3 protein-coding genes are annotated in these 16,362 nt (G+C 29.3%); all 3 read right to left on the reverse strand.

Annotated elements, in window-relative coordinates:
* Positions 1–14,601, reverse strand: a complete 14,601-nt coding sequence (locus tag ACWJKS_RS13170; RefSeq protein WP_462959741.1) for an amino acid adenylation domain-containing protein — start codon at positions 14,599–14,601, stop codon at positions 1–3.
* Positions 14,602–14,635: 34 nt separating this feature from the next.
* Positions 14,636–15,502 carry an alpha/beta fold hydrolase gene (locus ACWJKS_RS13175; protein WP_216301675.1) on the reverse strand — a complete coding sequence of 289 codons (867 nt, stop codon included), beginning with the start codon at positions 15,500–15,502 and terminating at the stop codon, positions 14,636–14,638.
* Between the two features lie 120 nt (positions 15,503–15,622).
* Positions 15,623–16,339: a thioesterase II family protein gene (locus ACWJKS_RS13180; RefSeq protein ID WP_462959742.1), complete on the reverse strand. Its 717-nt coding sequence runs from the start codon at positions 16,337–16,339 to the stop codon at positions 15,623–15,625.
* Positions 16,340–16,362: the final 23 nt, after the last annotated feature.

Consider the following 16,362-nt stretch of genomic DNA (forward strand, 5'->3'; position numbering starts at 1 on the left):
CTATTTTAAGCTCATAATTTTATTAACCATCTCATCAGTATCCATATTCTCTTCATTTAATAACATATCCATAATTGTACTTTCCATATCTACTTTTTCATCAATATTACTCTCTAATCGATACTGGTCCTCTTCTTTTTCTTTATTAAACAAATATTCGCATGTTTTTTTAATTGTAGAATAAGAAAATAAATCTGCCAACTCCATTGTTCCTGGATATACCTTATCTATTTTAGAGTGTAATGACATAACTTTTAATGAGTTACCACCAATATCAAAAAAGTTATCATTGATTCCAAAATCATCATGACTTAATACCTCTTTCCATATGTCCCACATTTGTTTTTCTTGTAATGTTTCTGGCTTTAACCGTTCAATTGCAATGCCTTTTTCTATTTCAGGCAAATTTTTGTAGTCTATCTTCCCATTACTTGTTAAAGGCATTTCATTGATTTTCATTATATTTTTAGGCACCATATATTCTGGTAGATATTTTCTTGTTTTTTCTTTTATATTACTCTCTGACATTATTGAATCACTTGTGTAATAGCCACATAATTCACCATTTATTAACTTTATTGCCACAGTTTTTATTCCATCTATTGTTTCTAATATATTCTCTATTTCTTGTGGCTCAATTCTATACCCTCTTATTTTTACCTGATTATCTATTCTTCCCAAAAATTCTATTTCTCCATTACTTAACCATCTACCTTTATCACCTGTTTTGTACATTTTTCCCTTGGAGTATGGATTTTGCACAAACTTCTCTTTAGTTAGTTCTTCTCTATTTAAATATCCTACGGCAACTCCATTTCCACCAATTACAATTTCCCCAGCTATACCTTCCGGGTTTAAATTTCCATCTTTATCCATTACATATACCATTGTTCCTACTATTGGCTTTCCAATTGAGCTATATTCGCAATCCTGTGCATTTCTCTTAGCAGTAGCTACTATACTACATTCTGTTGGTCCATACTCATTTATTAATTCAGTATTACTATTTACTTTCCTTACATTCTTTATTACATCTACTATTAACTTATCACCAGCTGTTGTTATCATTCTTACAGTTTCAGCTTCCTCTTTTGTAATATCTTCATATATTGCTAAACACAATGCTGGTACTGCTATAAAGTGAGTTATTTTAGTTTCTTTTATTATTTTTCTTAAAGCTACTACATCTTTTGCGTTTTCCTCTGTTACTAACACCACTGTTGAGCCAGATACTATTGGTGTGAAAAAGCTTGTCATAAAACCATCGAACCCGTATGCGAATAGCTGCATAACATTATCACTTGCATCTAACTTATATTCCTCTTTTCTCCACTTTATTGATGAACCTAAGTTATTATGTGATACTAATACACCTTTTGGTTTCCCTGTACTTCCAGATGTATAAATAATATATGCATTTTGCCCTACTTCTCCCACCATATCTTCTTTAGCTTCTATACTGTCAATTTCTATTACTTTAACTCCAAGTTTCTTTGCTTTTTCTAAATTGTTTTTATCTGCAACTACTAACTTAACCTTACTATCGTCAAACATAAATTGTATTCTGTCACTTGGAAGTTTTGTATCTATTGGGATATACACAGCACCAGATTTCATTATGCCTATTACTCCTACAGCCATATTTAATGACCTGTCGCACATAAATGCCACTGTTTCTCCAATTTCTATTCCACTTTTAATAATAGAATCACTTACCCCATTTGATAGTGCATTCAACTCCCCGTAGCTTATTTTACTTTCCTCAAAACTTACCGCTTCCGCTAATGGATAGTTTTTCACCTGTTCGCTGAATAAATCTATTACATTTTCATTATTTGATTTTACTTTTTGGTTAAAAACTTGCAGTATTTTTTCTTCTCCTTTTTTATCCATTATTGATATTCTATTTATTGGTGCTTTAGGTGCCTTCACTACCGTCTCAACTAGATACATATAATACTCCCCAATGTTTTTAATGCTGTTACCATCAAATGCATTCTTATTATATGTTATATTAATTTTCAACTTATTACCTGGAGTAAATACTACACCAAATTGATAATTAGTATGTTCTCTCATAACAATATCTTTAATTTCGAATCCACAAACTTCCTTTTTAAATTCATTTTTCATTAACTCATTAACAGGATAATTTTCAAATGCTACAACATGATTTATTAAGTTATCCTTTAACTCAGAACAATGTTGAATTTCATAAAGTGCATAATAGCCAAACTCCTCTGATTTAACTAACTGTCCTTGGAATGAGCTTATTAAATCTGTAAAACTATCATTCTCCATAGTCTCTACACGAACCGGGATAGAATTAATAAACATACCAACTATTTTTTCTGCATTTTTTAAATCTTTTGGTCTACCAGATATAACTGTACCAAAGACTGCATCTTTAGTATTGTTTATTTTTTGAAGTATAATTCCCCATAGTACTTGCACAACAGTACTAAATGTTACATTATTTTTACTAGCTAGTTCTTTTAATCTAGTAGTTTGTTGTTCATTTAAATAAAAATCCATTTCTTCTAAATCATATTCACTTGACACTTTCTCATTTGGAATTGTAACTGCTGTATTATATCCATTAAAAACATCACTCCAATATTCTTTTGCAAGTTCCTTATCCTTGTTTCCAAGCCATGAAAGTAATTCAACATAATTTCCTTCTGAATTACTCTCAATAACAATACCTTTACGCTGCTTAATATAATATTGGAATAACTCCTCAAGGACAATTGCAACTGACCAACCGTCTAATATTATATGATGGAAGTTCCATATATATTTATACTTCTCATTACCTAACTTAACCAATGTAATATTACTTAATTTTGCATTTTCAAAATCAAATCTGCTTAAATAATCTTTTTCAAACTCACTATAGTTACCCTCACTGTAATCAAAATAATTAAAGCTACTTGGTACTTCCTTTAAAACCATTTGAATCGGACTACTTAATCCATTATTAATTATAGCTGTTCTAAAAATCTCATATTTTCTAGTTACAGCATCAACTGAATTTTTAAATAATTCCAAATCAATTTCGCCTTCTAAATCCATCACCATTTTTTCACAATACGCATCCGAATCTGTATTAAGTAATGCATGAAATAACATTCCTTGCTGCATTGGTGTTAATGGGTATATATTCTCTATATTTTTCAGTCTATTACTTACAATTGTATTAAACTCATTAATAGAAATATCTAATCCATAATCTGAAGGAGTTTTTTTTATTTCTTTAACTGAAGCGCAGTGATTTATTAATCGTTCAAGTGCTTGTACGTAATTTTCAGATAATTTATTAATAACTTCATCATTAAATAAGTGCGCTGAATAATCAAATGCAATCTTAAATACTGAGTTCTCAATTTTACAACTAATATCTAAAGCATATTTACGTGCAATTTTTCCATTTACCGCTTCTCCTATAGCCATATCTGATAGTGTTATTTCCTCACCTTTAAGTTTTTCTATTTGTCCTAAATAATTAAAGCTTATTTGAGAAACTTTATTTAACTGTTCTTCATATGGATTTAAATATTTCAAAATGGAATAATCAATACCCTTGTTAGGTATTTTCCTCATACTTTCTTTAATTGTACAAATTGATTTTTCAATTGTTTCTTCCATATTTAAAACAACTGGATATATTGACGTAAACCAACCTAATGTTCTTGATACATCACTATGCTCGAATAGTTTTTCACGTCCATGACCCTCAATATCAATTCCTATTGTTTTTATATTCATAGTATGATGAAAAGCTTCAATTAAAGCTGTTAAAAGAATTTCTTCAACTTTTGTATTATATGGTATGTTCGCAACAGTTAATAATTTTTTAGTATTCTCTTCTTCAATTTCTGCTTTTACTGTATTAGTCTGCTCATATGTTCCAAAACGGTGCTTTTCTTCAATAAACTCACTATTATTTATTGTTTGAACTTCAGACCAATATTTTAACTTTGATTTCCCATTTTTAGATTGTGCATACCTATTGATACCTTCTGACCATTCTTTAAATGATAATGTTTTATCTAATAATTCTACTTTTTTGCCATCTCTTATAGATTTATAAACTTGTACTAAATCCTCTGATAGAATTCTCCAAGATACTCCGTCTATAATCATATGGTGTATAACAAATAATAAGTGATCGCCTTTATTAGTTTTGAATAATGTAACATTGTATAATTTCTTAGAAAACAATGTAATATCTTTCTGTGCTTCATTGGCATATTGTAATATTTTTGCTTCCAAATCTTTTTCTGATGTTAGATCTATATAATTAATTTCACATATATCCTGAATATCTTCTATAGTTTGATACGTCTGCACAATACCATCGTTACATCTCTCAAACCGAATTCTAAGTGAATCGTGATAAGAAACAATTTCTCTTATAGTTTCTTTTAGAGCATTTACATCGAACCCCTTGGCATTAAAAAACATAACTGCCTGATTGTAGTTATATATCTCAGCTCCATCTGTTTCTAAAAGCCATTTTTGTATTGCTGTCAATTTAACATTCCCATAAACTTCATCTTGTGAATAAGTTTCAATATTAAATTTTACTCTTTCACTTATTTTTTCAATAGTTGGATATTTAAATAAATCTTTAATTTCAAATTGAATACCTAAAGCATTTAATCTTGAATATATCTGTATTGCCTTTATGGAGTCTCCTCCACTAACAAAATAATTATCATTTATTCCAATTTTGTCTAAACCCAGAACTTGAGACCATACATTAGCTATTTTTTCTTGACACTCATTTTTAGGAGCTACATATTCATTTGTACTAACTTGACTATCTGAATTTGGTAATGCTTTAATGTCTGTTTTACCACTTGATGTTATTGGTACTTTCTCAATTTTAATAATATATGCTGGTATCATATATTGAGGTAAAAATGTTGATAAAAATCCTCTTAGCTTTTCTATATCTAGACTTTTTTCTGATACATAGTATGCAATTAGGTTATTAGTACCTAACTTGTCTTTTTTAATAGTAACTACCGAATCATTTATGTATTCATGCTTAAGCATTGCTTCCTTAATTTCACCTAGTTCTATTCTGTATCCACGAATTTTAACCTGTTCATCAATTCTTCCTAAATATTCAAGTTCTCCATTAGGAAGATATTTTGCCAAATCTCCACTTCTATATGTTCTAGTTCCAACTTTTTCGTATGTATGAGAAATAAATTTTTCCAAGTTAAGTTCATCACGGTTAATGTATCCTCTTCCAACTCCTTCACCACTTACAATCATCTCTCCTGGCATACCTATAGGTAATAATTTCATGTTTCTATCTACTATGTTTACCCTAAGCGTGGGTATTGGAACTCCAATATTACATATATTGTTATCTATTTCATATTGGCCAATTTCTTTATAAGACACATGAACTGTAGTCTCGGTAATTCCATACATATTTATTAACTTTACATTAATATACATTTTGTGGAAACTATTAAGCAGCGTGGTTTGTAATGCTTCACCACCAAAAATAATATATCTTAAATTTAATCCAATGTTATTAGTTAATATAACTTGCTCTGAAAAAGCATTAAATGCTGTAGGAGTTTGATTTAACACTGTAATTTTTTCTTTTTCTACTAATTTTACAAATGAAATAGTATTTCTAGCTATATTACGTGGTACTACAATTAGCTTTCCTCCAAACAATAATGCGCCATACATTTCCCAAACTGAGAAATCAAAACAAAACGAATGGAACATTGTCCAGATATCATTCTTGTTAAAATCATATAAGTTATTATCATTAATCATCAAACGCACAACATTTTTATGTTCAATCATTACTCCCTTAGGCTTACCGGTTGTACCTGATGTATAAATTACATAAGCCATATCCGATGGTTTTATATAAACATTTAAATTCTCAACTGACTCTTCTAGATTATCTAATGTTACGTCAACGAATATACGCTCTGATTTAACCCCATATTTATCACCTTTAAAAAGAACTGCTTTTGCATTACTATCCTCAATCATAAATTCTAATCGCTCTACTGGATAGTATCTGTCTAGTGGCATATATGCTGCACCTGCTTTTAAAACCCCTAATGCAGATATTACAATATACTCTGTTTGTTCCATAAGCAGTCCAACTATATCGTTAGACTTAACACCTGTGTTTACAAGTTTTCTAGCAATAGCACTTGAAATGTTATTAACTTCATTATAAGTAAATTCTCTATCTTCGCATTTAATTGCCATTCTATTACCATTCTTCTCTACCTGCTCCATAAATAAATCTATAATAGTTTTGTTATGAGGATACCCCACAGATGGTTGATTAAATTCAGTTAGCATCTTTGAATAATCGAATTTATCTAAAATATCTATTTCATCTAAATAAACATCAAAATTGTTTGAAACTCTTTCCAAAGCATTCAAATAATGCCTAGAGAGTTGATTAATAAACCATTCTTCATATTCATTTGAGTTATATACAAAGTCTATTATAATCTCATCACTAGGTACAATTATTATATTTAAGTCATAATTTGTTTGCTCAAACGCATCAATATCCTTTATAACAGGCAAAAGATTGTTTTCCCCCATACTATCCATAACTTGCTTCATAGGGTGGTTCTCAAACACAAATATATGTGATAATAAATTATCACCAAGAATCGATAAAGCTTGTATTGATGCTAATGGATAATAACTAAACTCTTCCATGTCAATAAAATCGCTCTGAACGTTTTTAACAACTTCTTCAAATTTTATATTTTCATTTACATTAACTCTTACTGGTAGTGTATTAATAAATAATCCTATCATATCTTCGATTCCATCTATAGCAGATGAACGTCCAGAAACTACAGTTCCAAATACTACATCATTTGTATTGCAATAACGCATTAAAACAAGTGCCCACACTGACTGCATAGCTGAATTTAGAGTAACTCCACAATCTTCCGCAGTTTTTATTAACATACTCGATATTTCTTTTGATAATTTAATCCTATGTTTCTTTTGTTTATATGTACTATACTTTTTATCTGAACCCTTTAAATTTGAACTGGTGTCACATGTTTGAATTTTATCCTTCCAAAAATTCATTGCCGCTTCTTCATCTTGATCTAATACCCAATCAATGTATTTATTGTATTGATTCAGATGTTTTTCATTTAAAATATTACCATTAATTATTGATTCATAATTTTCAAAAATTTCTTTAAATACAATAGACATACTCCAGCCATCCATTAATATATGATGATCACTCAATATAAGACGGTAAGATATTTCATCAAGTTTAAATAATTTCATCCTTATAAGAGGCCCTACTTGTAAATTAAAACCTTCTTTTTTATCTTTTATACAATACTCATCAACTATCCTATTTTTTTCATCAAAAGTGTTATCAGTTGAAATATCTTCAAATTTAAAATTTATTTGTGTATTTTCGTAATTTTTTACAATTTGACGTGGCTCTTGTAGATTTTCATACATAAATACTGTTCTAAAAATATCACAATTTTTAATAAGCATACAATATGCCTTTTTTAATGCTTCAACATCAATTTCCCCCTGAAGAGTTATATAATTTTGCTCAAAGTAACTTTTAGATTCATTATCTAAAAGTGAATGAAAAAGCATACCTGACTGCATAGGTGATAGTTTATATATCCTTTCAATATCCTGACCTACATTTTCATATATTTTATCAAGTTCATTAAAATTTAAAGAACTATCCCCAAAATCTGATGGAGTTTTAACTATATTTGTTTCTTCTTCACAATGTTGAACAATAGCTTCACATACATCCTTATAGGAATTTGCTAAATCATTAATAATGACTTTGTTGTATTTTGATTTTGAATAATCAAAAGAGATCATAAGCTTATCATTGTAAAATTTAACATTAATATCTAACATATATTTCGTCTTCATTGATGGTGAAATCATGCTTCCTGCGGGATAATCAGATAATTTTGTACCAATATCGCTTTGTGTTTCAAAATCTACTTCTCCTAAATAATTAAAACTAATGCTACTATCTAAGGCTCCTTTAAGCTTATGTGTATAATATCTCAAGACTTGATATCCTAATCCGTTTTCAGGTACACATCTTAAGTTATCTTTAACTAAACATATTGTTTTACCTATATTGTTTTCAGCTATTTCTATATTTACAGGATAAATCGCTGTAAACCATCCTACTGTTTGGGCATAATCAAACCCTTGTCCTGGTAGTACCCTACCTATACTTTCAAGATCAACTAATAAATTTTTACTACTATCTATCTTATTAAAAGCAAGTGCTAATGCAGATAACAGTATGTCATTTGGTTGTGTATTATAAATCTTATTAACATCTTTTAATAATTTTTTAGATACTTGAGGATTAATTTCCATGGTAATATGTTCTCTATCGCCGAATAGAACCTCTTCTTTAATATCTACATTATTTTTAGAATTAATATTTTCCCAATATCTCACCTGTTTATTTAGTTTTTCATTATTTGAATACCTTTTTAGATATTCAACATATTCTTTATATGATTTTGATTTATTATCTACTTCATATACAATTCCTTTACAAATGTTCTCATATGCCTCTATGAAATTTTTAAGTATTATACGCCAAGACACGCCGTCTACAATCAAATGATGCATAGCTATCATTAAATGATCGCCTCTCTTGGTTTTTATTACAGCAAGACGTATTAACTCTGATGATAAATTAATCTTTTGATGAATACTTTCAACAATTTCACCTATAAGTTGTTCCTCATTAACTTCATCAAATACTTTAAACTCTTCTATTATAAAATAATCATCTTCAACTTCTCCAATAACTTGCTTAACGCCTTCATTGCATGTTGAAAATCTTGCTCTCAACATATCATGTTGACTCACTATATATTTAAATGATTTTCTTACTAAATCTAATTTAAAGCCTTCTTCTCGGAAAACCATAATAGCTTGATTAAAGTACAATCTTGAATCATAAGTATCAAAGAAACGTTTTTGAACTGGTGATAAATCTACCTCTCCAGTTACAACATCATATTTTTTTTGATTAACATATGTAACTTTTTTAGCAAGTTGTGCAATAGTTGGATTACTAAATAACTGTTGCATCGTAAATTCTAAACCAGCTTTCTTTAAGTGTGATGCTATCTGTAAAGCCTTAATAGAATCACCACCTATTGCGAAAAAATTATCGTTTATTCCTACGCCCTTAAGATTTAATACATCTTTCCATGCAATAGCTAATAATTTTTCTTCTTTAGTTTTAGGTAATATAATCTCCCTATCAAGAATATCAAATTGAGGTTTAGGCAATCTTTTTCTATCCACTTTTCCTGACATTGTTATATATATTTCATCAAGCTTAATAATAAATGTTGGTATCATATAATTGGGTAGTTGACTTACTAAGTAGCTTCTAACATCCTCTTGTCCAATGTCTTCTTTAGCAGTAAAATATCCACAAAGGTACTTATCTCCCTCATCACTTTCATAGTCAATTACAGTGCATTGATTAACGCCTTCAAGTTTTAAAACTTTATCTTCTATTTCTTGAGTCTCAATTCTAAAGCCTCTTATTTTCACCTGATAATCACGTCTTCCGAGAAAATAAATATCCCAATTCTCTCCCCATTTTGCAACATCACCTGTTTTATATAAATATTCACTATCAATTTCACTAAATGAATTTTTTATAAAAACTTTACTTGTCTTCTCATTATCCTTATAATATCCATCTGCTAAACATATTCCCGCTATATAAATTTCACCTATAACACCTCTTGGAACTGGTTGCATATTGTCATCAAGTAATAAAATATTAACATTGCTAATTGGTTTTCCGATAGGAATCACACCATTTTCTTCTTTAGAAATAACCTTATATACACAACCTATACTTGCCTCTGTTGGGCCATATAAATTAATGCATTGAGTATCTGGAAATAACTTCATAAAATCATGAACAGAGTTTTGTTTTATTTCTTCTCCACCAATTATTATCCAATTTAAACTATCTAATGTTTCTAATGAATGTTTTGACTCTTTCATTTCACTAACAATTACATTGAATACTGATGGAACAAAATCAGTTATTGTGATTTTTTCATCTGCGATAACTTTTGTTATATATTCAGCAGACATAATTGCATTAGGAACAGGTATAACTGTTTTACCACCATTTATCAATGGCCAAAACATTTGCCACACTGAACTATCATATACATAATTTGTAGTATTTAATACACTATTACTTCCATTTATACCTAATCTCTCGTTCATCCACATCAAACGGTTAATAATTCCGCTATACGGAACTACCACACCTTTAGGCTTACCTGTTGATCCAGAAGTATATATGATATAAACTACGTCACTACTTAAAATCTCAACATGAGGATTTTCACTTTTTGTACCTATATCTTTAAGCGTAACTTCCCATTTTTCAACTGATACCTCTTCTAAAACTTTACTTTGAGTGCTAGTTATAACAAATCCAGCGCCAATTTCAGCAATAATCATATTTATTCTTGCTGATGGCCAGCTAGGATCAAGAGGACAAAATGTTGCTCCTGACTTCATTATTGCAATTTCAATTATTAGCATTTCAAAGCTTCTATCAGCTATAATTGGTACTACACAACCCCTTGATATATTTGAATCCAATAATTTATACGCCAAATTATTGGCACGGTCATTTACCTCTTTATATGTTAAACCTTCTCCATTAAATGAAACAGCTATTGAATTTGGTTTTAAAATCACTTGTCTCTCGAAAAGTTCTTTAATATTTGAGTTTTTGTATTTGTATTCTACGTGTGTATTATTATTCTGTATCACTATCTGATCATATTCTTCTATTGATAACATATTAAGTTTGTATATCGGATCTTTAGGTGAACTCGTTGTTTCTTCAATTAAATTTATAAAGTGTTTAATAAATTTTTCCATTGTTTCAAGTTTAAAAAGATTGCTGTTATACCTAAGTTGAAAATTCATAATCTTATTTTCTTCTTGTGCATCAAGTGTAATATCAAACTTAGAACTATTTTGTTCTATTTTCACTTTACTTAATCTCAAGCCATGGATTTTATGCTCATTTATTGGTATATCGTGTAATGCAAACATTGTTGAAAACAATGGATTTGTACCGCTTTCGGATGTTAACCCCAGCCCTGATACAATTTTTTCTATGGAACATCCCTCATTAGTTAGTGCTAGCGGAACATCATCCTTAATTTCATTTAATAATTCTATAAAATTTTTCTCTGATTTAGGATAAACTCTAACTGGTAAACTATTAACAAACATACCTACCATTTTTTCAAACTGTTCCGAGTATCTACCATAACTTGGTAAACCTATAGTGACATCGTTTTGTCCGGTATACTTTCCTAACAATATACTATACACTCCTAAAAGCATCATATATGGAGTAACTGCATTTTGAGAGCAAAATTTATTCACCTTATCTGTTAGTTCAACACCAATGTCAAAATTCAGTGTTTTACCCTTCAATCTAATTATTGAATCACGTGGGAAATCTGTAGTAATATTACTTATACCATTCCAGTCTTTAAATCGTTCAATCCAGTAGTTCATATTGTTTTTAACTAAACTTTGTCCTTCCTTGCCATTCTGCCAAACTGAATAATCAATAAATTCTATATCCTGCACTTCAAGTTCCTTTCCCTCATACAGTGCACAGAACTCATCATATAAAATTGACATAGATATTCCATCAACAGCAATATGGTGTGAGTCAAACATAATATACTTTATATTATTACATTCAACAATTTGCATTCTTAATAATGGTGCTTTTTCAAAGCTAAAAGCACGTAAAAATTTTGTAAATTCCTCTTCAATAGACTTGTTACTTTTTACAAAATCAACTGAAATACTTATATTCTCTTTAACTTGCTGATGTATTCCCTCATTTGTACGTATATAAACTGTACGTAAAATTTTATGACGGTTTAATAACTTTTGTGCTACCTTTTGTACCCTCGATATATCTAATGCTCCTTCAACTTTCATTACCAATGGCACATTATATCCAATTCCTGTATCATCAAATTCACAGCTCATATATATCCCTTGTTGTAATGCTGTCAATTCATAAGTATCTTGTGCATCTGCTTTTTTTATTTTTACAACTTCGTTACTACTTAACTTTTCAACAGCACAAACAAATAATTTAATAGAATCATTATTCATTAATAATGGTAATGTTACCTTTTTACCACTTCTTTGTGAAACCTTAGATGCCATAATTATACCTTTTAATGAGTTACCGCCAATCTCAAAAAATTTATCATTAGTCCCAAAATCATCATTACCCAACACTTCTTTCCATATATCCCACATTTGTTTTTCTTGTAATGTTTCTGGCTTAATGCGTTCAGATATAATGTTTTTTTCTATTTCAGGCAAATTTTCATAGTCTATCTTACCATTACTTGTTAAAGGCATTTCATTGATTTTTATAATGTTTTTAGGAACCATATATTCTGGTAGATTCTTTCTTATTCCTTCAATAATATTATCTTCGAGCATTATTGAATCACTTGTATAATAACCACATAATTCGCCATTTACTAGCTTTATTGCCGCAGTCTTTATTCCATCTATTGTTTCTAATATATTTTCTATTTCCTGAAGCTCAATTCTATACCCTCTTATTTTCACCTGATTATCTATTCTTCCCAAAAATTCTATTTCTCCATTACTTAACCATCTACCCTTATCTCCCGTTTTATACATTCTCCCCTTATTGTATGGATTTTGCACAAACTTCTCTTTAGTTAGGTCTTCTCTATTTAAATATCCTACTGCAACTCCATTCCCACCAATTACAATCTCTCCCGCTACATTTTCTGGCAATAGATTCCCATATTGGTCCATTATATATATGGATGCTCCTATTATTGGTTTCCCAATTGAACTATTCCCACAATCGTTTGCATTTCTCTTAGCCGTTGCTACTATACTACATTCTGTCGGTCCATATTCATTTATCAATTCTGTATTTTTATTTACTTCCTTTATTTTTTTTATTACCTCTATTATTAACTTATCACCAGCTGTTGTTATCATTCTTACGGTTTCAGCTTCCTCTTTTGTAATATCTTCATAAATTGCTAAACATAAAGCTGGGACTGCTATAAAGTGAGTTATTTTGGTTTCTTTTATAATTTTTCTTAAGGCTACTACATCTTTTACATTTTCCTCTGTTACTAACACCACCGTTGATCCAGATACTATTGGTGTGAAGAAGCTTGTCATAAATCCATCAAAACCATATGAGAATAACTGCATAACATTATCACTTGCATCTAACTTATATTCCTCTTTTCTCCACTTTATTGATGAACCTAAGTTATTATGTGATACTAATACGCCTTTTGGTTTTCCCGTACTTCCTGATGTATAAATAATATATGCATTTTCTCCTACTTCTCCTATTGTGTTTTCAGCAGCTTCTATACTATCAATTTCTATTACTTTAACTCCAATTTCCTTTGCTTTTTTTAAATTATTTTTATCTGCTATTACTAATTTAACGTCACTGTCTTCAAACATAAATTTCATTCTGTCACTTGGAAGTTTTGTATCTATTGGGATATACACAGCACCGGATTTCATTATCCCTATTACTCCTACAGCCATGTTTAATGATCTGTCGCACATAAATGCCACTGTTTGTCCAGCTTTTATTCCATTTTTTATAATAGAATCACTTACCCCATTTGATAGTGCATTCAACTCCTCATAGCTTATTTTACTTTCCTCAAATCTTACAGCTTCTGCTGATGGATAATTTTTCACCTGTTCACTGAATAGACCTATTACATTTTCATTATTATGTTCTATTTCCCGGTTGTAAACTTGCAGTATTTCTTCTTCTTGTTTTTTACCTATAATCGATATTCTATTTATTTCTAATTGAGGTATCTTAACTACTGTTTCAAAAACTGCCATTATACTCTTGCCTATTACCTCAATATCATATTCACTATATATGTTGCTATTATAATAAATTTCAAAATTATATTTATTGACTTTAAAAATACAGTTGCACTTTGTTTCTTCTAGATTAACACTTTTATCATACTCTTGTGATGTTATTCCTATTTCAAAGAGTTCATCAATACAACTTACTTTTAATCCTAATTTACGTGAAATACTCTTTATGTTAAAATTTTGATGCTTATCTGCCATTATATAATCATCTTCAACTTGCCTTACAAGTGTTACAAATGGTGTGTTATTTTCAAAGTCTGCAAATACAGGGACATATCTACCAGTGTTAGATTTAACTCCTATAAAAACATTAGAATTATTGTACTTATTTAATACAATTGAAACTATAGCTGAAAAAAAACTTAATATATTACCCATACCCTCAAATTTTTCATTTGGATTTAGTACATTTAAATAATTATTGGGGAATGTTTTTTTTTCTAAAGTCATACTTCCTTTGCTTTTAATATTTTTGAAAACAGACTTGTTTTCAAATTTTTTTAATGTATCAACCCACTTTTCTCTGCTCTCTACTATATTTATCATTGACATATCCCCTTTTAAATTTTTATAAAATATATTATTTCTTAAGAACTTGTTTATAAAATCCAACTACTGTTTTTGCTATATCTTTATATTTTTTGTGATGAATATAATGGTCACAATCACTATAAACAACCTTGCTTTTCAGACTAAAATAGCTCTCTAAATCACTTTGAACAGCCTCCCAATTTTCATATCCGTTATTTACAGAACTAAAACTGATTAAATCAATTTCTGTAGGTCTTATACCTGATTTAATTTTCTCTCCATTTCTATTCAACATATCAAGTTCTCTTTTCATTTCATTGCTTCCAGCATTTTCATTTGCCATTTGTATTTTTATATCCTGTACTTCTTTTGGTAATCCATCTATATCTACAAAAATTTTATTTGCTAAAGATGTATAACGCATTTTTTTCATTAAATCTGAAGTAATGCACCTATTAATTAAATTGCTGCCTAATTTTTGAATAAAACTCCTCTTAAAGTTCTTAGCATATATTGGGCTAATGCCATCAATTGTTGCTACAAACATAACCTCATTTGGATATAATTGCGAGAATCTAATACTCTCTAATGATCCCATTGAATGCCCAATAAATATATATGGAGGTGTAATCGATGCTTTTTTTAAAAGACTTCTCAATTGCTCTACAACTGTATCTATGTCTCTTATTGAATTAGTTGTTCCACTAAACCCATATCCTGGTCTTTCATAAACGCATGTACTAATACTTTTCGATAATTCATCTAGCAGTTGATAAAAGTCTGCATATGGAGAAGTAGTTCCACTTCCTGAAATAAGAATCGCAGTTCCTACACTCTTTCTATTAACTAAATATAAATGCATTTTACACCCATCAACTTCGTATATATTTCCAGGTACTGTTATTTTTTTTAACATTACAGTATCCTCCTCCTAAGTACACTATAGTTATAAATTTCTGCTACATAATTAACTTTTTAAATATGTACTAGTAAAAATTATTAATGTACTGAATTAATTTAAAATATGCCATATATTTTAATTCATTTTGGAAAGTAAAGTATTATTTATATCTTCTATGACATCGTCTTCATAATCGTTTATAAAAAAATGACCGCTGTTAAATTTTTTCAATCTAAAATTGGAAGTTACAAGTTCTTCCCATGCGTTGGCTTCATCTATACTCATACTCTCATCCTTAGTTCCTACCAATACTGTCATATCACTCTCTATTTTTTTTTCTTTTTTTATATAATTATATGTATCTCCGATTTTAAAATCTGCCCTTAAAATAGGAAGAAAAAAATCCATAACTTCATTATTTATAAAAATTTCATTTGATGTAGTTAGTCCATATTTTAATATTAATTGTTTAAATTTATCTAATGGTAGTTTATAACTATCCCTGTTTTCTATTCTTAACTGTGGCGCTTTAGATCCAGATATAAAAATATGTACTGGCCTTTTATAATTAGACTTCATTAATTTGTAATAAAGTTCATATGCAATCAAGCCTCCCATACTATGTCCTAAAATAGCATATTCCGAATATTCATCAATTTCTTGCGATACTTCTTTAAATACTTCTTCAACAATGTCATCAATGTTTGTACATAGTTGTTCATTAGCTTTTAATCCTCTTCCTGGTAATTCTACTGCATGAACCTCAATATTTTTATTTAATTGTTTTTTCCACTTTAAATATACAGTTGCTGACGCTCCTGCATATGGAATACAAAATAACTTTACCTTCATATTCTTCTCCCCCTTAATTTACA

It is taken from the genome of Clostridium sp. CM038 (assembly GCF_055081105.1).